The 18,073-nt window shown below is 56.3% G+C and carries 17 protein-coding genes; 6 read left to right on the top strand and 11 right to left on the bottom strand.

Annotation, left to right across the window (positions count from 1 at the left end):
• Positions 1-32 precede the first annotated feature (32 nt).
• Positions 33-2,603 carry a cyanophycin synthetase gene (cphA, locus tag ACHEXK_RS03885; RefSeq protein WP_416548059.1) on the top strand — a complete coding sequence of 857 codons (2,571 nt, stop codon included), beginning with the start codon at positions 33-35 and terminating at the stop codon, positions 2,601-2,603.
• Here cphA and ACHEXK_RS03880 read toward each other — a convergent pair.
• The 6 genes from ACHEXK_RS03880 to ACHEXK_RS03855 form a co-directional block, all read right to left on the bottom strand.
• Positions 2,598-3,713 carry an acyltransferase family protein gene (locus tag ACHEXK_RS03880; RefSeq protein WP_416548058.1) on the bottom strand — a complete coding sequence of 372 codons (1,116 nt, stop codon included), beginning with the start codon at positions 3,711-3,713 and terminating at the stop codon, positions 2,598-2,600. The two genes, cphA and ACHEXK_RS03880, sit on opposite strands and share 6 nt — an antisense overlap.
• A gap of 43 nt (positions 3,714-3,756) precedes the next feature.
• Positions 3,757-4,710, bottom strand: coding sequence for an NAD(P)H-dependent flavin oxidoreductase (locus tag ACHEXK_RS03875; protein ID WP_416548057.1), 954 nt, complete (start codon positions 4,708-4,710; stop codon positions 3,757-3,759).
• Positions 4,711-4,743: 33 nt separating this feature from the next.
• Positions 4,744-6,534, bottom strand: coding sequence for an acyl-CoA dehydrogenase (locus ACHEXK_RS03870; protein ID WP_416548056.1), 1,791 nt, complete (start codon positions 6,532-6,534; stop codon positions 4,744-4,746).
• 32 nt (positions 6,535-6,566) lie between these two features.
• Positions 6,567-6,713 (bottom strand): hypothetical protein, encoded by a 147-nt coding sequence (locus tag ACHEXK_RS03865; protein WP_416548055.1) that lies wholly within the window; start codon positions 6,711-6,713, stop codon positions 6,567-6,569.
• Between the two features lie 207 nt (positions 6,714-6,920).
• On the bottom strand, positions 6,921-7,853 hold the full coding sequence (locus ACHEXK_RS03860) for an electron transfer flavoprotein subunit alpha/FixB family protein (RefSeq protein ID WP_416548054.1): 933 nt from the start codon (positions 7,851-7,853) through the stop codon (positions 6,921-6,923).
• Positions 7,854-7,865: 12 nt separating this feature from the next.
• Positions 7,866-8,621, bottom strand: coding sequence for an electron transfer flavoprotein subunit beta/FixA family protein (locus ACHEXK_RS03855; protein ID WP_416548053.1), 756 nt, complete (start codon positions 8,619-8,621; stop codon positions 7,866-7,868).
• Between the two features lie 290 nt (positions 8,622-8,911).
• On the opposite strand from ACHEXK_RS03855, the gene ACHEXK_RS03850 reads away from it, so the two are divergent.
• The 3 genes from ACHEXK_RS03850 to ACHEXK_RS03840 all read left to right on the top strand — a co-directional run bounded on the left by ACHEXK_RS03850 (position 8,912) and on the right by ACHEXK_RS03840 (position 11,794).
• Positions 8,912-9,934, top strand: a complete 1,023-nt coding sequence (locus ACHEXK_RS03850) for a TRAP transporter substrate-binding protein (RefSeq protein ID WP_416548052.1) — start codon at positions 8,912-8,914, stop codon at positions 9,932-9,934.
• A gap of 88 nt (positions 9,935-10,022) precedes the next feature.
• A complete protein-coding gene (locus tag ACHEXK_RS03845; RefSeq protein WP_416548051.1) occupies positions 10,023-10,505 on the top strand; it encodes a TRAP transporter small permease in 483 nt (160 codons plus the stop codon).
• Positions 10,502-11,794 (top strand): TRAP transporter large permease, encoded by a 1,293-nt coding sequence (locus ACHEXK_RS03840; RefSeq protein WP_416548050.1) that lies wholly within the window; start codon positions 10,502-10,504, stop codon positions 11,792-11,794. Before ACHEXK_RS03845 ends, ACHEXK_RS03840 begins: the two co-directional genes overlap by 4 nt.
• Before the next feature lie 10 nt (positions 11,795-11,804).
• Here ACHEXK_RS03840 and ACHEXK_RS03835 read toward each other — a convergent pair whose 3' ends face one another.
• The 3 genes from ACHEXK_RS03835 to ACHEXK_RS03825 all read right to left on the bottom strand — a co-directional run bounded on the left by ACHEXK_RS03835 (position 11,805) and on the right by ACHEXK_RS03825 (position 14,884).
• Positions 11,805-13,079 (bottom strand): mechanosensitive ion channel family protein, encoded by a 1,275-nt coding sequence (locus ACHEXK_RS03835; RefSeq protein ID WP_416548049.1) that lies wholly within the window; start codon positions 13,077-13,079, stop codon positions 11,805-11,807.
• Complete coding sequence (locus tag ACHEXK_RS03830) at positions 13,067-13,867, bottom strand: enoyl-CoA hydratase (RefSeq protein ID WP_416548048.1); 801 nt, start codon at positions 13,865-13,867, stop codon at positions 13,067-13,069. The genes ACHEXK_RS03835 and ACHEXK_RS03830 overlap by 13 nt, the downstream gene beginning before the upstream one ends.
• 63 nt (positions 13,868-13,930) lie before the next feature.
• On the bottom strand, positions 13,931-14,884 hold the full coding sequence (locus ACHEXK_RS03825; protein ID WP_416548047.1) for a histone deacetylase family protein: 954 nt from the start codon (positions 14,882-14,884) through the stop codon (positions 13,931-13,933).
• A gap of 134 nt (positions 14,885-15,018) precedes the next feature.
• On the opposite strand from ACHEXK_RS03825, the gene mltB reads away from it, so the two are divergent.
• Together mltB and ACHEXK_RS03815 are read left to right on the top strand one after the other, a co-directional pair.
• The gene (gene mltB / locus ACHEXK_RS03820) at positions 15,019-16,227 is read left to right on the top strand and encodes a lytic murein transglycosylase B (RefSeq protein ID WP_416548046.1); all 1,209 of its coding nucleotides are present in this window, start codon (positions 15,019-15,021) and stop codon (positions 16,225-16,227) included.
• A complete protein-coding gene (locus tag ACHEXK_RS03815; protein ID WP_416548045.1) occupies positions 16,224-16,445 on the top strand; it encodes a TIGR02450 family Trp-rich protein in 222 nt (73 codons plus the stop codon). Before mltB ends, ACHEXK_RS03815 begins: the two co-directional genes overlap by 4 nt.
• Positions 16,446-16,535: 90 nt before the next feature.
• On the opposite strand, the gene ACHEXK_RS03810 is transcribed toward ACHEXK_RS03815, so the two are convergent.
• Both ACHEXK_RS03810 and ACHEXK_RS03805 read right to left on the bottom strand, forming a co-directional pair.
• Entirely contained in the window at positions 16,536-17,213 is a 678-nt protein-coding gene (locus ACHEXK_RS03810) for a hypothetical protein (RefSeq protein WP_416548044.1), read from the bottom strand.
• Positions 17,214-17,283: 70 nt separating this feature from the next.
• Positions 17,284-17,856: a hypothetical protein gene (locus tag ACHEXK_RS03805; protein ID WP_416548043.1), complete on the bottom strand. Its 573-nt coding sequence runs from the start codon at positions 17,854-17,856 to the stop codon at positions 17,284-17,286.
• Between the last annotated feature and the right edge of the window lie 217 nt (positions 17,857-18,073).

The raw sequence follows: 18,073 nt of genomic DNA, 5'->3' as shown, positions 1-18,073 counted from the left end.
CTGACCCTCGCGCAACAAAGGAATCCCGGTTCATGGAAGTGTCAAGAATTCGCGCTCTGCGCGGTCCCAATTTGTGGAGCCGTCACACGGCCATTGAAGCCATCGTGACTTGCCCTGAGGCCGAGCTCAGCCTGGCCTCCAACCACCCGATTGAGCAGCGCTTGCGCCGCATTTTCCCTGAGGTGGGCCCCATCGAAGGCACACGTCCCGGTCAAGCCCCCTCCATGGCGCACGCGCTTGAAAAAGTCACGCTCGCTTTGCAAGCCCATGCAGGCTGCCCGGTGACCTTCAGCCGCACCACAGCCACCGAAGAGCCCGGTGTTTACCAGGTGGTGGTGCAGTATTCGGAGGAAGCTGTAGGCCGCCTTGCACTGGAATTGGCCGACAAGCTTTGCCAAGCCGCCATGGCGGGTCATGGCTTTGACCTTGAAAGCGCACTGGCGCAACTGCACGAATTGGATGAAGACGTTCGCTTGGGACCCTCGACAGGCGCGATTGTGGATGCGGCCGTGGCCCGAGGCATTCCATTTCGACGTTTAACGGATGGCAGTTTGGTTCAGTTTGGTTGGGGCTCGCAGCAACGCCGCATCCAAGCAGCCGAAGTCGACTCCACCAGCGCGATCGCTGAATCGATTGCGCAAGACAAAGACCTGACCAAAAAACTGCTGCATGCGGCGGGCGTGCCCGTGCCCTTGGGGCGCCCGGCCGAAAGCCCTGACGAAGCCTGGGCCATCGCCCTTGAGGTGGGACTGCCTGTGGTCGTGAAACCACAAGATGGCAACCAAGGCAAAGGCGTGACTGTCAACATCACCGAGCGCACGGCCTTTGACAAAGCATATGCCACCGCTGAACGGTATGGCACCGTGATGGTCGAAAAGTTCCTGCCCGGCAGCGACTACCGCTTGCTGGTGGTGGGCAACAAGCTCATCGCTGCGGCACGGCGCGAACCCCCATTGGTGGTGGGCGATGGCAAACACACCGTGCGCCAACTGGTGGACCTGGTGAATGCCGATCCTCGCCGAGGCACTGGTCACTCGACTTCACTGACCAAAATTCGCTTTGACGACATCGCCATTGGCCGATTGCATGCACAAAATCTGGAGCCCGAATCGGTGCCTGAAAAAGGTCGCCGTGTCATTTTGCGCAACAACGCCAACCTCTCGACAGGCGGCAGCGCCACAGATGTGACCGACGATGTGCACCCCGAGGTGGCTGCCCGGGTGGTGGAGGCAGCCCAAATGGTGGGTCTCGATATTTGTGGTGTCGACGTGGTGTGCGAATCCGTTTTACACCCCTTGGAAGAGCAAAACGGTGGCATCGTAGAGGTCAACGCGGCGCCCGGCTTGCGCATGCACATCAGCCCATCCTACGGCAAAGGTCGAGACGTGGGCAATGCCGTGATTGACCAGATGTTTCCGAATGGTTCAACAGGCCGAATCCCCGTGATCGCGGTCACGGGCACCAACGGCAAAACCACCACCGTGCGCCTGACGGCGCACTTGCTCAAAGCACAAGGATTGCGCGTGGGCATGACCAACACGGATGGCGTGTATGTCAATGGACGGCAGACCGACTCGGGCGACTGCAGCGGTCCTCGCAGTGCGCGCAATGTGTTGATGCACCCCGATGTGGACGCCGCTGTGTTCGAAACCGCCCGCGGCGGCTTGCTGCGCGAGGGCCTGGCTTTTGACCGATGCCAGGTGGCCATCGTGACCAACTTGGGCGGTGGCGATCACCTGGGCCTGAACTACATCACGACCCTGGAAGACCTGTCCGTCTTGAAACGTGTGATTGTGCTCAACGTGGAGCACAACGGCATGGCCGTGCTCAATGCCGCCGATCCGGCCGTGGCCTTCATGGCCCCCCACTGCCCAGGTGAAGTGACCTTTTTTGCACTCGATGGCAACCACCCCGTCCTGGCCACACACCGCGCTCAAGGTAAACGTGTGGTGTTCACCGAAGACGGCCACATCGTGGCGCAAAAAGGCAAACAGGTCTTTCGCATTCCTTTGTCCCAAGTGCCCATCACCCGGCAAGGTCAAATCGGGTTTCAGACCGAAAACGTCATGGCCTCCATCGGTGCGGCTTGGGCGGTCGGTGTGCCCTGGGATGCGATCGCGCAGGGCGTGTCCACTTTCATCAGCGACATCCAAGGTGTGCCCGGCCGCTTCAACGTGTTTGATTACCGTGGTGCCACCCTGATTGCCGACTACGGCCACAACCCTGACGCCATTCAAGCGCTGGTCCAAGCCGTGGACAACATGCCTGCGAAAAAGCGCCTGGTGGTCATCAGCGGTGCCGGTGATCGGCGTGATCAAGACATTCGGGATCAAACCAAAATCTTGGGTCAGGCATTTGATGAGGTGTTGCTTTACCAGGACGCCTGTCAGCGGGGACGCAAGGACGGCGAAGTGATTGCTTTGCTGCGCGAGGGTTTGCAAGGTGCTGAACGCACCACCCATGTGCAAGACATCCAAGGTGAATTCAACGCCATCGACACAGCGTTTGCGCGCTTGTCACCGGGAGATTTGTGTTTGATCTTGATCGATCAAGTGGAAGAGGCTCTGGCCTACATCACAGAGAAAGTCAACGCCGCTTCATGACCAATTCATGGCCAGCCACACGCTGGTCATGAACACCAGGCTCCATGCCAAGAGGTGCTTGAGGTCATGTGGTTGGCGCTCGGTCAAACGTTGCATTGCACCGCCAAGCCACACCGACAAGCCAACAGTCACCCCCATGCCCAATGCATTGGCCCAAACATCATCGGGCCAAAAGGCGAACACAAAAGCACTGACGCTGATGATCACGGCGTAATGAATCAGGAACACCGAGTAAGACATTTCGGACAACGATTGGATGATTTGGCGCCAGCGACCAGGCAAGCGTTCCGCAGAAAACCAAGTGGCTGGTGCGGCCATCAGCAACAGGGCACAAGCCCACGCGGTGACGATGCGCCAACGCGGATCCACCCACAAGGCCAAGCCACCCAGACTCACCAAGACCGCCCATCCCCTGAGGCTGGGTTGGTTTTGTCTGCCTCTGCTGGCAAGCAAACCCATGCCATAAGAGCCAAAAAAGAAAACACCGTAGTTGTCCAGATCGTCATTCAGATTCCAGACGAGCAAGGACACGAGACTCAAGCCCATCCAGATCTGCCAACTCACGGCTTTCAAGTCCCACAGTGGGAAACGATGGGACACTTTGGCCGCACACAGCAGTGTCAACAACGTGATCAGGTAGAGCTGAAAATCTATGGCGACATACCAAATGCCGGCCGACAAAGCCTCGATATCCAGCACGTGTTGCACCAACAGCAGATGCGCCAGAGCACTTTGCCAGTCTGGGGTTGCCGACAAATGAGGCATCGCCTCGCCACCGCGCAAAAGCTCGGTCATCAACACCGTCACACTCAAGGCCGCCAGCAAAGGGATGACCAGCCTCAAATAGCGCCGCCAGACCATGCGCAGGGCCAAAGCCACCCCCCACGTGGCGATCTTGTCCAGAGTCTGCGCCATGAGAAAGCCCGAACACACCAAAAAAACCTGGACCGCCAAGCGACCGTGTTCATACAAGCCATCGATCCATTGGGGCCAAGCACGCAGGACCACATCCGACATCGGGCCATAAGAGGCCAAATGGTGCAAAACAATCAAGAGGCACCCGAATGCCTTGAGTGCATCGGGCAAAAAAGAGCGCCCCGTAGGGCGCATTGCCCTGGAAACGGTGGCGGGGTTCAGACCACAGACCCTGACATCACAAAGTCAAGCGCGCGCGCGCTGCAGCGTACTGCAGCTTGAACTGAGCCACCAGATCGGCGGAGCTTTGCACCGACTGGATCGCCCCAATCCCCTGGCCGCAGCCCCAGATGTCCTTCCAGGCTTTTTTGGCGTCGCCGCCAAAGTTCATCTTGCTGGGGTCGGACTCGGGCAGGTTTTCAGGGTCCAGACCGGCTGCACGGATCGATGGGGCCAGGTAGTTGCCGTGCACGCCCGTGAACAGGTTGCTGTAAACGATGTCGTCGGAGTTGCTGTCCACGATGGCTTGTTTGTACTCTTCGGCCGCACGCGCTTCGTGCGTGGCGATGAAAGCCGAGCCGATGTAGGCGAAGTCCGCGCCCATGGCTTGCGCTGCCAAAATTGCGTCGCCCGTGGCGATCGATCCAGACAAGGCCACCGGGCCATCAAACCACTGGCGGATTTCCTGAATCAGGGCAAACGGGCTTTTGACGCCGGCATGGCCACCCGCACCCGCAGCCACCGCGATCAGGCCATCGGCACCCTTTTCGATGGCTTTGTGCGCGTGCTTGTTGTTGATGATGTCGTGCAACACCACACCGCCGTAGCTGTGGGCAGCCGCATTGATCTCTTCGCGAGCGCCCAGCGAAGTGATGATGATCGGCACCTTGTATTTCACGCACATGGCCATGTCGTGCTCGAGCCGGTCGTTGCTTTTGTGCACGATCTGGTTGATGGCAAAGGGCGCGGCAGGCTTGTCCGGATTGGCCGCGTTGTAGGCCGCCAGGGCTTCGGTGATCTCGATCAACCACTCTTCAAGCTGCGCGGCAGGGCGTGCATTCAGGGCGGGCATGGAGCCGACAATGCCGGCTTTGCACTGCTCAATCACCAACTTGGGGTTGCTGATGATGAACAGGGGCGAAGCGATGGCGGGGAACGGCAGATTCGCCAGAACGGGGGGCAATTTAGACATGTTGTCTCCTCAGAATTATTGTTGGAATCGATTTCAGAAAGCGTCGAGTGCCATGGCGGTCACGCTGCCTGCGCCTTCGACGATGCTGTCGCGGATGCCAGGGGCCTTGGACAGGATGTGGTCGGCATAAAAACGCGCGGTGGTCACTTTGGCGGCCATGAACGCGGCGTCTTGGGCTTGCGCTTCGGGTGTGATGGCCACCAGCAAGGCGCGGCCCATTTGCCAACCGGCCATCAAATTGCCCGCCAGCATGAGGTAAGGCACGCTGCCGGCAAACACATCGTTGGGATGGGCCTTGGTGTTGCCCGCCACAAACTCGACCACGTCCACAAAAGCTTCGCGGGCGGCTTTGAGACGCTTGGCCACAGCCTGCGCATCGGCGTTGCCGGAAGCGGTGAGTTCGCTTTCGGTCTGGGCCACTTGCGCGGCCAGCGCCTTGGCAGTTTGACCACCGTCACGGGCGGTCTTGCGCCCGACCAAGTCGTTGGCTTGAATCGCGGTGGTGCCTTCGTAGATGGTCAAAATTTTGGCATCGCGGTAATACTGCGCCGCACCGGTTTCTTCAATGAAACCCATGCCACCGTGCACCTGCACGCCCAAGCTGGTGACTTCCAGGCTCATCTCGGTGCTGTAGCCCTTGACCAGCGGCACCATGAATTCGTAGAACGCGGCGTTTTGCTTGCGCACCTCGGCATCGGGATGGTGGTGCGATGCGTCGTAGGCCGCGGCAGCCGTGGCGGCCATGGCGCGGCAGCCTTCGGTGTAGGCACGCATCGTCATCAGCATGCGGCGAACATCGGGGTGGTGAATGATGGGGCCTGCAGCGGGCAAGCTGCCATCGACCGGGCGACTTTGCACGCGGTCGCGGGCGTACTGCACGGCACGCTGGTAAGCGCGCTCGGCAATTGCGATGCCCTGCACGCCCACCGCATAGCGGGCGGCGTTCATCATGATGAACATGTATTCGAGGCCACGGTTTTCTTGGCCTACCAGGAAGCCCACGCCGCCGCCGTTGTCGCCAAACTGCAGCACCGCAGTGGGGCTGGCCTTGATGCCCATCTTGTGCTCAATGCTCACGCAGTGCACATCATTGCGCTCACCGAGCGAGCCATCGGCCTTGACCATGAATTTGGGGACCACAAACAGGCTGATGCCTTTGACGCCTTCCGGTGCGCCCACCACACGGGCCAGCACCAAGTGCACGATGTTCTCGGCCATGTCGTGCTCACCATAGGTGATGTAGATCTTGGTGCCGAAAATTTTGTAAGTGCCATCGGGTTGGGGTTCGGCGCGTGTGCGCACAGCGGCCAGGTCCGAGCCCGCTTGCGGCTCGGTCAGGTTCATGGTGCCGGTCCACTGGCCAGAGATCAGCTTTTCCAGATAGGTGGCTTTGAGCGCGTCCGAACCAGCGGTCAGCAGTGCTTCGATCGCGCCATCGGTGAGCAGGGGACACAGGGCAAAGGCCATGTTGGCCGAGTTGAGCATTTCGCCGCACGCTGCACCAATGGTTTTGGGCAGGCCTTGACCGCCAAAGTCGGCGGGGTGCTGCAAACCTTGCCAGCCGCCTTCGGCGTATTGCTGATAAGCCTCTTTGAAGCCGGGTGTGGTGGTCACGCCAGTGCCATTGTGGAAGGACGGGTTTTTGTCGCCTTCCCAGTTCAGGGGCGAGATCACGTCTTGGTTGAGCTTGGCGCACTCCTCCAGCACCGCTTGCGCCGTTTCCAAACCCGCGTCTTCAAAGCCGGGAATCTGCGCGATCTGATCGATGCGGGCCAGATGCTCGATGTTGAAAAGCATGTCCTTGAGGGGGGCGATGTAGCTCATGGTTTATCTCCTGATTCAAATGGGTGTCGGGATCAATATCGCGAGAGGGGTGTTTGTTCGCCGCTCAGACAGGTGCCTGGGGCGGGGCTCAGAGGCGCTTCGCTTTGCCACATCGCCCCGCCCCAGGCCCATGCCTGAGCGGCTGCGTTCAGGGTCATTTGAACGGCTGTCGTTTTCATGGGCGACATCCCAACAGGGCACCCATGGGTTTGACTTTTCGCAGTGGGCGCAAAGGGCTTGAAACGCAGTGCGCCGGGTTCGATGGCCGGGGCTGGCGATGTGGCAAAGCGAAGCGCCTCTGAGCCAGCCCCGGCCACCGGACCCGGCGCACGGAAAAAACATGGACCCTGTTTCAGCATGAAAGCGCTCCAGGGCCCGTCAAAAAATCAAAGTGCCTGTGTCAACTCAGGCACAGCCGCAAACAAATCGGCTTCGAGGCCAAAGTCGGCCACGCTGAAGATCGGCGCTTCAGGGTCCTTGTTGATCGCCACAATCACCTTGGAGTCCTTCATGCCCGCCAAGTGCTGGATCGCACCCGAGATGCCACAGGCGACATACAACTGAGGGGCAACAATTTTGCCGGTCTGACCCACTTGCAAATCGTTGGCGGCGTAACCAGCGTCCACCGCTGCGCGGCTGGCACCGATGGCGGCGCCCAGTTTGTCGGCCAGCGGCGTCATCACTTCATTGAACTTTTCAGAGCTGCCCAAAGCGCGGCCGCCAGACACAATGATTTTGGCTGCCGTCAACTCGGGGCGGTCATTTTTGGCGATTTCGCTGCGCATGAAGCTGCTCTTGCCGCTGTCAGCTTGTGCCGTGGCGCTTTCTATCGATGCACTGCCACCCGTGGCAGCAGCGGCGTCAAAGCCGGTGGTGCGCACGGTGATCACTTTGGTGCCGTCGGTGCTTTGTACCGTCGCCATGGCATTGCCGGCGTAGATGGGGCGCTCGAAAGTGTCGGCCGAAATCACTTGCGTCACATCGCTGATCTGGGCCACGTCCAGCTTGGCCGCCACGCGGGGGGCCACGTTTTTGCCAGCAGCGGTCGCGGGGAAGAGGATATGGCTGTAGTTGGCGGCGATGGCAAGCACTTGGGCCGCAACGTTTTCAGCCAGGCCATGGGCCAAGGCTTCGCTGTCGGCGTGGATCACTTTGGTCACGCCTGCGATATGGGCAGCTGCTTGAGCTGCGGCAGCGGCTTGGTGACCCGCCACCAGCACATGCACATCGCCACCGCAAGCGGCAGCGGCCGTGACGGTGTTCAGGGTGGCGCCTTTGATCGAGGCGTTGTCGTGTTCGGCAATAACGAGGGATGTCATGTTGTTCAGTCCTTAGATCACTTTGGCCACGTTCTTGAGCTTGTCCACCAATGCCGCCACATCGGGCACCTTGATGCCAGCGCTGCGCTTGGCAGGCTCGGCCACTTTCAGGATTTTGATGCGAGGGGCCACATCAACGCCCAAGTCTTCGGGCTTGAAGTGGTCGAGCTGCTTTTTCTTGGCTTTCATGATGTTGGGCAGCGTCACATAGCGCGGCTCGTTCAGGCGCAAATCGGTCGTCACCAAAGCGGGCAAGCTGACGGAGAGCACTTCCAAGCCGCCATCGATCTCGCGGGTGACTTGGGCTTTGCCGTCCACGATTTCAACCTTGCTGGCAAACGTGGCTTGGGGCAGGTCAGCCAGCGCGGCCAGCATCTGACCTGTCTGGTTGCAGTCGTCATCAATGGCTTGTTTGCCCAGAATGATCAAGCCGGGTTGCTCTTTGTCCACCAAGGCTTTGAGCAGCTTGGCCACAGCCAGAGGCTGCAAGTCCAAATCAGCAGGCGTCTCCACCAAGATGCCGCGATCGGCGCCAATGGCCATGGCGGTACGCAAGGTTTCCTGGCATTGCGCCACGCCACAGGACACAGCGATGACTTCGGTGGCGAACCCTTTTTCTTTCAGGCGAACAGCTTCTTCGACGGCGATCTCGTCAAAGGGGTTCATGCTCATCTTGACGTTGGCGATGTCCACGCCCGAACCGTCGGACTTGACACGGACCTTGACGTTGTAGTCCACGACCCGCTTCACGGGAACCAAAATTTTCATGAAAGCTTCTCCATTGAAAGATCAAAACAGGCCACACAAGGTCGCATGACGCTGACGAAGTTGACAGTTAACAATTGACGTATACGTCAATTGTGCATCAAAACAAGGGACCATGTCAGGCATTATCAACAAAAAAGCACGGTCGTTCGAATTTTTTGCATCACCCCCCATTTCGGGAAGACTGCCCCATTAACCGACCCCAGAGTCGGGAAATCAGGGTAAGCATGGATTCAGTCTGCTCCCAATTGGGTTTAGATTATGTTTTGTAACCAATTAACCGGAGCAAGCTCATGAAGAAAACCCTCACCTCCTTGGCTGTCTTGGCCGTGACCAGCTTGGCTGGTGGTGCACAAGCCCAAACCGTCTTGACGGTTTCCAGCTGGGTCCCACCCACGCACGGATTGAGCGTTGCGCAAAAAGAATGGTGTGATGCCGTCACCGCCAAAACGTCCAACCGTGTGCGCTGCAACATCTTGCCCCGCGCCGTCACACCCGCACCGGGCACTTTTGATGCTGTGAAAAACGGTCTGGTCGACGTGTCCTTCACCGTCCATGGCTACACACCTGGACGGTTTGTTTTGACCCAGATGGCCGAATTTCCATTCTTGGGCGACCGCGCTGAGCCACTGTCTGTGGCATTCAATCGGATTGCCAACAAACACCCTGAATTCACAGCCGAGCACCAAGGCGTGAAAGTCTTGGGCTATTTCACCCATGGCCCTGGTATCGTGTTCAACACCAAAAAGCCCATTGAAAAAGTTGAAGATTTGTCGGGCTTGAAGTTCCGCGTTGGCGGTGGCATGGTGAACGAAATCTCCAAAACCTTGGACATGAACGTCACCCTCAAACCGGCCCCCGACTCCTATGAGTTGCTCTCCAGCGGCGTCATGGATGGCACGCTGTTTCCTGCGGAATCGACCGACTCGTTCAAAATCGACAAGATCATCAAGCACGCCACCACCTTTCCTGGCGGCCTTTACAACACCAGCTTTGTATTCATGATGAACCCCGCCAAATACAACAGCTTGTCGGCCGAAGACAAAAAGGCTGTGGATGAATTGTCTGGTGACGCCGTGGCCAGCCGCTTTGGAAAATCTTGGGACCGCGTGGACGACTTGGCCTTGACCAACATGCAAAAGAACGGGGTCAAGGTCATCAAAGCCAACAACAGTTTCATCAGCGGTGTGACGGTTCGTGTCAGCAAATTGGAGCGCGATTGGGCCCAAGCCGCCAAAGCCAAAGGCCTGAAAGACCCCTCTGCGGCTTTGTCGGAGTTCCGTGCCGAAATCGCCAAATTGCAAAAGCAAAAGTAAGTCCACTGTGCTTTGGCCAAGTCACCCAGCGTGGTGAAGCAACGGTACCTGCCAAAATCGCAGGTACCGTTTTTTTTAGGAGTGTCGTTTGAAAAAGTCTCTTGAAATCGTCTGTGGTGGTTTGGCAGGTGTGGCTTTGCTGGCCATCATGCTGCTGACGTTTCTGGATGTCTCAGGTCGGAAATTTTTGTCTCAATCCATCACAGGGTCATTGGAATTGACCGAGCTGCTGATGGTGGTGGTGATCTTTGGCGCGCTGCCATTGGTTTCGCTCAAAGGCGAGCACGTGGTCTTCGACTCACTGGATGCGGTACTGCCGGCGTGGCTGCAACGCATTCAGCGGGCTTTGGTGGACCTGGTTTGCGCCGCCTTGCTTTTGGGCCTGGCCTATCTGATGTGGAACACCGGCGGCGAATTCGCCGTCACGGGAGAAACAACGGCGCAGTTGAAAATCACCAAAGCGCCATTCATTCAAGGCATGGGGGTCTTGTGCGGCCTCACGGCATTGGTGCACTTGGTCAAAGCATTTTGGCCAGCCGAAGAAGATGCGTCTGAAGGAGGCACACTGTGACCGAAGCATTGCTTGGATTTGCCGCCATCTTTGTGCTGGCCCTGATGCGCATGCCCCTGGCTTTTTCCATGGGCTTGGTGGGCATTGTGGGCATTGGTCTGACGCGTGGGTGGATGCCCGCCCTGGCCAGCACTGCACAGGTCGTGCACGAGACTGGTTTTGCCTACACCCTGTCGGTGATTCCTTTGTTCATTCTCATGGGCAATTTTGTGGCCCGCGCGGGTTTGGCGCATGAGCTTTTCCATGCGGCCTACACCTTCATTGGTCACCGCAGAGGTGGCTTGGCGCACGCCACCATCGCAGCCTGTGCTGGTTTTGGTGCCATCTGTGGCTCATCCATTGCCACGGCGGCCACCATGAGCAAGGTGGCCTACCCGTCCATGAAAAAAATCGGCTACAGCGATGCGCTGTCAACGGGTGTGATTGCTGCGGGTGGAACCTTGGGGATCATGATTCCACCCTCCACCATCATGGTGATCTACGGCATCATCACCGAAACCCACATTGGCAAACTGTTTGCGGCTGGCGTCATACCCGGTATCCTCACGGCCCTTTTGATGATGCTCGCCGTGGTCATCATGACTTCACGCGACCCCGAACACGCGCCCCCAGGTGAGAAATTCACATGGCCCCAACGCTGGGCGGCTTTGCGCGGTATTTGGGGTGTTTTGCTCTTGGTTTTCGTCGTTCTGGGCGGTATTTATGGGGGGTTCTTCACGGCCACTGAGGGCGCTGGCATGGGCGCCATGGGTGCATTTTTGTTCGCCTTGGCGCGCAAGGCCTTGAGCAAACAAGTGCTGCTCCAAGTGCTCATCGAGTCCGCCAGAACGACGGCGATGCTGTTCACCTTGCTGATTGCTGCCACGATCTTCGCCAATTTTGTGAATTACACCAGCTTGCCATTTGAGTTGAAAGACTGGATCACTGGATTGGGCTTGTCACCCATCATGATTGTGGGCGCCATGATGCTGATTTATGTGCTGCTTGGCACGGTGATGGAAGAGCTCACCATGGTCTTGCTGACCATTCCCTTGTTCTTCCCCATCGTGGTGCAACTGGGCTTTGATCCGGTTTGGTTTGGCGTGTTGATCGTGATGGTCATTCAAATTGGCTTGATCTCGCCGCCCGTGGGCATGAACCTGTTCGTCCTGAACACCTTGCTGCCCAAGGTGGGCTTGGTCACCATCTTCCGAGGTGTCTGGCCTTTGGTGTTGGTGCTCGTCATCACCCTGGGTATCTTGCTGGCATTCCCCAGTCTGAGCTTGTGGTTGCCATCCATGATGGACTGAGCCTCAAGCCTCAGCTTTTGTTGGGCAGATGCACCACCCGCTGCGGGAACGGGATTTCGATCCCGTTTTCGCGCAGCGATTGGAGAATCGCTCGGTTGATGTCCGACTTCAAGTTCAACACGCCATTGGCCGGGTCTTCAAACCAATAACTCACCGTGAATTCCAACCCATCGGTGCCAAAAGCTGACAAGGCCACCAATGGGGCCGGATCGGTCAAGACGCGGGGGTGCGCCCGGCAGGCTTGCTGCAACAGCGCCAAAACCTGGTCAACCGACGCATCGTAGGCCACGGTGACCACGGTGCTTTGCGACACCTTGGCGTCGGTCAGCGATAGGTTTTCCACCCGCTGGGTGATCAACATCTCATTGGGCACAATGGACTCGCGCCCGGAGGGTGAGCGGATGACGGTGTAACGCGCCTTGATGTCGGTGATGCACCCTTCGAAATTGTCGATTTTGACGTTGTCTCCAATGCGCATGCTGCGCTCGGCCAAGATGACAAAGCCACTGACGTAATTGGCGGCGAGCTTTTGCAAACCAAAACCAATGCCCACCCCGACCGCGCCGCCCAGCACCGACAAGGCCGTCAAGTCAATGCCCACGGACGACAGCGCCAGCAGCAGGCCCACAAACATGAGCAAGGCGCGCACCGTGTTGCTGATGACTTTGCGCAAAGACAAATCGCTGCCCTTGGCGGATTTGAGCAAGCTGGCCTCCAAGGCCGCAGAAATCCAAAGGGTCACAATCAAGACCAGGCCCGCAGTCAACGCTCCTTCCAGCAATGTGCGCACCGACAACACGGCGCCGCCCACCTTCCAGCGGATCTGATCCAACTCATCCAGGATCAAGGGCAAAACACCCGTGACCCACAAGACCACAGCCAACCAAGCGATCCAAGAAATCGTGCGCTCCAGCACCCGCACAAATGGGGCCTCTTTGAATGCCACTTGCAAAACCTTGACACCCAAACGGATCACGGCAAGCGAGATGCACACCGGCAACAAAATACCGAACATGGGGTTCGGTTGTCCATCGGTCAACAACGTGCGTGCCGCGAAGGTCAATGCCAACAAAAATGCGGGAAACAAGGCCCCATCAATCAAGCGTTTGCCCAGCAAAACCGTGAAGGGCTGCTCTGCAAACGCTTGGCGAATACCCCAGGCGATCAGCCAGGCAAGCACCACGCAAACCGCGAACGCGACCAGCACTTGCAGCGACTCAGCCCGAACCAAGCCGTGGAGCCAAGTCAAGGGGTCAGCGATGTTCAGGGACCTCAAGCCCGCCATGATGGTGTCCTTTTCTCGATGAAAGCCTGCACGCCCTCTTGCGCCACTGCATCCATCATGTTGCAGGCCATGGTTTGCCCTGCCAGTTGGTAGGCCGCTTCGATGCCCATTTCACGCTGCTGGTAAAACAAGGCTTTGCCCAGGCGCACCGCTTCGCGGGGTTTGGACAAAATGGACTGCACCCACCCATCGACCTGGGCGTCTAAATCTTGGGCGGTGCACACGCGGTTGACCAGCCCCCGATCGCACGCCTCTTGGGCCGATATAAAACCACCGGTCAACAGCATTTCCATGGCCTGCTTGGCGTGGATATTGCGCACCAGCGGCACGCTGGGCGTGGCACAAAAAAGACCCACATCGATGCCATTGACACCAAATGTGGCGGAATCCACAGACACCGCCAAATCACACTGCGCCACCAATTGGCAGCCCGCCGCGGTGGCCAGTCCCTGCACACGGGCGATCACTGGCACGGGCAGTTTTTGCAGCGACAACATCATGCGGGTGCACTGAGAAAACAACTTTTGGTAATACGCCAATTCGGGTTGAGCACGCATTTCTTTGAGGTTATGCCCCGCGCAAAAGGATTTTCCCGCCGCGGCCAACACCACGACTCTGGCTTGATCATCGCGCGCGATCAAGTCCAAGGCTTGCTGCAAGGCGCTGAGCATGGCCTCACTCAAAGTGTTGAAGTTGCTGGGGCTGTTCAACGTGAGGCGGTGTACGCCCTTTGCATCACATTGGTGCAACAGCACATCGCTGAATTGGGGGATCGCAGATTCGGTCATGGGGGACATTGTGCCGAAACAAAATGGCGATCATGGCCAACTCCATCCCACTGCCGTGCTTTTTCAGACGTCCGCCAGTACCCGCAAATGCGCTTCCACACTGCGCCCGAGGGCACTGAGGTTGTAGCCGCCTTCAAGGCAGCTGACGATGCGCCCCTTGGCATGGCGCAAAGCCACCTCTTTGATGCGCTGGGTGATCCAGGCGTAGTCTTGCTCTACCAGACCCATCTGCCCCATGTCGTCCTCCCGGTGGGCGTCAAACCCAGCGCTGATGAAAATCATCTCCGGCTTATGCGCCTCCAAGCGGGGCAGCCACATCATGTCGATCAGCTCGCGAATGTCCATGCCCTTGGTGTAAGCAGGCACAGGCAAATTGACCAAGTTGCTGGCATTCGACTGCGCACCGCCTTCGGGATAGAAGGGGTGCTGAAAGAAGCTCACCATCAAGATGCGCTCATCGCCCGCCACGATGTCCTCGGTACCGTTGCCATGGTGCACATCAAAGTCCACGATGGCGACCCTTTTGAGGCCATGCCGCTCCAGCGCATATTTGGCGGCAATCGCCACGTTGTTGAAGAAACAAAAACCCATGGCCTTGTCCCGACAAGCGTGGTGCCCTGGTGGGCGGACTGCGCAAAACGCGTTTTCCAGTTCACCGGCCAGCACAGCATCGGTGGCATCGATGGCCGCACCCGCTGCCAGCAATGCCGCATCCCAAGTGTGGGCGTTGATCATGGTGTCCGGGTCCAGCGAGGTGTGCGCAGGGCCACCAGCGGCCAAATCTTCCAGCAAAGCATCACCCAAACCGCGCAAAGCGGCCACATGCATGCGACCGTGCGCCAATTCGATGTCACCCAAAGATGCTGGACGGGGCTGTCTGCGCTCCAAGGCCATGTCCAAACCACTGATGAGCAACCGGTCTTCAATGGCCCCCAAACGATCTGGACATTCAGGGTGCCCCTGACCCATTTCGTGTTTCCAAAATGTAGGGTGTGTGAAATAAGCTGTCGCGCCCATAAGGAGATGGTCTTCCTGCGTGCTCAGCACTGAAGCAGCACTGTGGTTTGTCGGGATAAAGCCTTGTTTTGATTTGCCAGCTTATCACGCCCCTTCCCTTGACTCGGCTTGGGCGCGATTAAACTGAGGGCCGCATGAAAACCCACTCGCCCAATTCCCGATCAAGCCTTGCAGTTGGCCTGACAGCGTTGATCGCCAGCGTTTTGTGTCTTTTCTCGCTCACGGCCTGGGCCAACACGGCGCAAGCCCAAGCCGGCGAGAAAAAAGCCCACAAACCCGGCAAAAACCTTCAGCAGTCACCCAAGAAACCCAAGAAAAAAAACAAAACCAGCGCCCACCAACGCACGCCCAACCAGCCAGCGGCAGTCGCGGCCAATGCAGGGCCGCTGAGCGCCACCCCCGAAGTGTCAACTTGGGTTCAAGAAGCTGCAAGCCGCTTGCCATTGGACCCGGCGTGGACACAAAAAACCATGGCACAAGCACAACGCTTGCCCTTGGTTGAAAAATGGGTACTGCCCCCTGCAAGCCCCGTCGCCAAAGACTGGGGCGCCTACCGGGCCCGCTTCATTGAGCCGGTCCGCATTCAAGCGGGTTGGCGTTTCTGGCAAAAACACCAAGCTGCGCTGGCCAAGGCTGAGCGCGAATACGGCGTACCCGCCTCTCTCATTGTCGGCATCATCGGGGTTGAAACGCTGTATGGCCAAAACACCGGCAACTTCCGGGTGCTGGACGCCTTGGGCACCTTGGCCTTTCATTTCCCGCAGGCCCATCCCAGAGCCGCTGAACGCCAAGCCTTCTTCCGCAGTGAGTTAGAGCAGTTTTTGCTGCTGACATCGCGCAGCGGTGCCGACCCCGTGGCCATCAGGGGCAGTTACGCCGGTGCCTTGGGTTTGCCGCAATTCATGCCCTCGAGCTGGGCCAAGTTTGCGGTCGACTTTGATGAGGACGGTCGCATTGACCTGTTTGGCAGCCCTGCGGACGCAATTGGCTCGGTAGCCAACTATTTCAAAGCCTTTCAGTGGCGGCCTGGCATGCCCACGCATTACCCGGTGACCCTCACCCCGGGTCAAACGGACATGGACAGCTTGATGGCCCCAGACATCTTGCCCACCTTCAGTGTGGCCAACTTCATGGCCAAGGGTGCCGCACTCGAAGGTGCCGCACTGGAGCACAGTGGCCCCTTGGCTCTGATCGAATTGCGCAACGGCGCCAATGCCCCGAGCTACGTGGCCGGCACAGAAAACTTCTACGCCATCACCCGGTACAACTGGAGCAGCTACTACGCCATGGCGGTGATCGAGCTGGCCGAGGCGGTGGCGCGGGAAATGCAACGCAAGCCATGAACCCGCTCAACCCCAAAAAACTGCTGCTGAGCAAGTGGACTGCGGTCAAGCCCGTGGCCAAGCAAAAGCACTTTTTGGTCAGCCGGGTGATTCAACCTGAGCAGCCCACCGATCCGATTGAGTTGGTGGAAATCGAGGCGGTTTTCTCAAAGGCTACTCAGGTGATTGCTTGGCGCGAGCTGCAGGATGAGGGTGTTTGGCGGCAGGGTTGGGTTTGAGAGGATATGCAGTCGAAGTGACGTTTTACATGACTGCTGTTCTTGGCATCAAATCGAAAATTGCAAATAAAGACTATAGATTCAGTCTATTCAGCGAATTACCCTTTTAGGGAAATTTTTTTCATTTAATAGTTCATCATTTTCAATTTCCGAGAGTTCAGGAATAGATTTTTTTAATGACAACCATTTCCCGCTTAAATTCTGATACCTTATAAAATTTGTCTCCCATTGAGTACCATCTGATTCAGCAGGCTCACTGATAACCTCCAAAAATCCATCATGAACTGGAGCCCATGTTTTTCGTAAGGTTTTCATAAAATGTTTATTTTTATTTTCAATATTCATAAAATATATTTTTCCATCCACAACCCAAAAAGGCGTATAAATCACACCCCCAAAAATACTACATGCACCATTTCTAACAGAGACATAAAAAGTCTTTTTATCCAAAACTCTAAATTTTACCAAATCCAATTCAGATAGATTCTGAACCTTAACCCTATCCGTCTCAACCCCACCTGTACTAACAACTCTTAATTCAGATTGAATTAAATTTTTCATTGAGAGACTTGCAGATTTTTCGCATGTATCTTGATATTTTTCTTTGTTACCAGCGATTGCTTTACGATCCTCAAACAAGCAAACTTCTCCAGCAGGACTTTCCGTCTTGTAGCATCTAGTCCTAATAAGCCTATCATCTTGGGCGTTAGCCGAAATTCCGGAAAATGCGGATAAAAATAAAATAATAATTAACAGTTTATTTTTCATTGTTTTGAAATAAAGATGAATTTCCGATATTAAAATTTGGACTTTGCAAAATAGATTAATGGCATTCACATTACTTAAGCTGAACTCTGTCAGCGGATATCCACCCTTCAACAATATAGCCACCTCTTGGATTATACTCAACAAATATCATTTTACCATCATCGCTAGTTTTTCCAGCATAGAAAACATCACCCGGTATTAGAAAAAGATCATTAATTTTTTGAAAACTGGAATCGTTATTGGTATGGAAATGCGCTCGCCCCTTACCAATAATAGACCCTTCACGCACAGTATCAGCAGGAACCACATTAATTGGCGGAGTATTAATTGGCGCACGATCGATTTCTGATTTTTTATTATTTACAACTTGATTACTTTCGATGGTAGCAGCTTGATTAATTAACTTCTCTAAAGTCAAGCTTGGATCATTACATTTTTTCTTTGCATCCTCCAAAGCTTCTGGAAAACCAAGAACACTATTATATGCTGAAGCGCCTTTTGCCCCCGAAAGAGCTATATCGAACATTTTAGCGGCGTAACCTTTAGCCACCATTTTTGCTTCTAAACATTCATCTTTTTGGGGCGAGCATGCAGCAATTACTGACAATCCCAAAAATATTGAAAAATATTTCAAATTATTCATTTCCAAATTCCTCCGATATCGCAGTTATTTCATTCCTTGAAATGTAGCTGCAAAAGTCCAAATCAAGCAAGTGCTTAGTATTGAGCGTAGGACTATATAAATGTCGTTTTACACCACAGTACACACATCCTTCACACCAACACCCTTTTTAGCACACCATACTTGTGCCCCAACTTGCACAAGCAGCTTCAGCTAATTTATAACATTCATATTTCAC

It is taken from the genome of Limnohabitans sp. DCL3 (assembly GCF_048019295.1).
GTDB lineage: Bacteria > Pseudomonadota > Gammaproteobacteria > Burkholderiales > Burkholderiaceae_C > Limnohabitans_A.
Note: the sequence above shows the minus strand (reverse complement) of the source record. Positions and strands in the feature narration are given on the sequence as shown.

Bases quoted from the DNA above. Each gene is read 5' to 3' on its own strand.
- cphA (WP_416548059.1), top strand. From the start codon at position 33: ATGGAAGTGTCAAGAATTCGCGCTCTGCGCGGTCCCAATTTGTGGAGC.
- ACHEXK_RS03880 (WP_416548058.1), bottom strand. From the start codon at position 3,713: ATGCGCCCTACGGGGCGCTCTTTTTTGCCCGATGCACTCAAGGCATTC.
- ACHEXK_RS03875 (WP_416548057.1), bottom strand. From the start codon at position 4,710: ATGTCTAAATTGCCCCCCGTTCTGGCGAATCTGCCGTTCCCCGCCATC.
- ACHEXK_RS03870 (WP_416548056.1), bottom strand. From the start codon at position 6,534: ATGAGCTACATCGCCCCCCTCAAGGACATGCTTTTCAACATCGAGCAT.
- ACHEXK_RS03865 (WP_416548055.1), bottom strand. From the start codon at position 6,713: ATGAAAACGACAGCCGTTCAAATGACCCTGAACGCAGCCGCTCAGGCA.
- ACHEXK_RS03860 (WP_416548054.1), bottom strand. From the start codon at position 7,853: ATGACATCCCTCGTTATTGCCGAACACGACAACGCCTCGATCAAAGGC.
- ACHEXK_RS03855 (WP_416548053.1), bottom strand. From the start codon at position 8,621: ATGAAAATTTTGGTTCCCGTGAAGCGGGTCGTGGACTACAACGTCAAG.
- ACHEXK_RS03850 (WP_416548052.1), top strand. From the start codon at position 8,912: ATGAAGAAAACCCTCACCTCCTTGGCTGTCTTGGCCGTGACCAGCTTG.
- ACHEXK_RS03835 (WP_416548049.1), bottom strand. From the start codon at position 13,079: ATGGCGGGCTTGAGGTCCCTGAACATCGCTGACCCCTTGACTTGGCTC.
- ACHEXK_RS03830 (WP_416548048.1), bottom strand. From the start codon at position 13,867: ATGACCGAATCTGCGATCCCCCAATTCAGCGATGTGCTGTTGCACCAA.
- ACHEXK_RS03825 (WP_416548047.1), bottom strand. From the start codon at position 14,884: ATGGGCGCGACAGCTTATTTCACACACCCTACATTTTGGAAACACGAA.
- mltB (WP_416548046.1), top strand. From the start codon at position 15,019: ATGAAAACCCACTCGCCCAATTCCCGATCAAGCCTTGCAGTTGGCCTG.
- ACHEXK_RS03815 (WP_416548045.1), top strand. From the start codon at position 16,224: ATGAACCCGCTCAACCCCAAAAAACTGCTGCTGAGCAAGTGGACTGCG.
- ACHEXK_RS03810 (WP_416548044.1), bottom strand. From the start codon at position 17,213: ATGAAAAATAAACTGTTAATTATTATTTTATTTTTATCCGCATTTTCC.
- ACHEXK_RS03805 (WP_416548043.1), bottom strand. From the start codon at position 17,856: ATGAATAATTTGAAATATTTTTCAATATTTTTGGGATTGTCAGTAATT.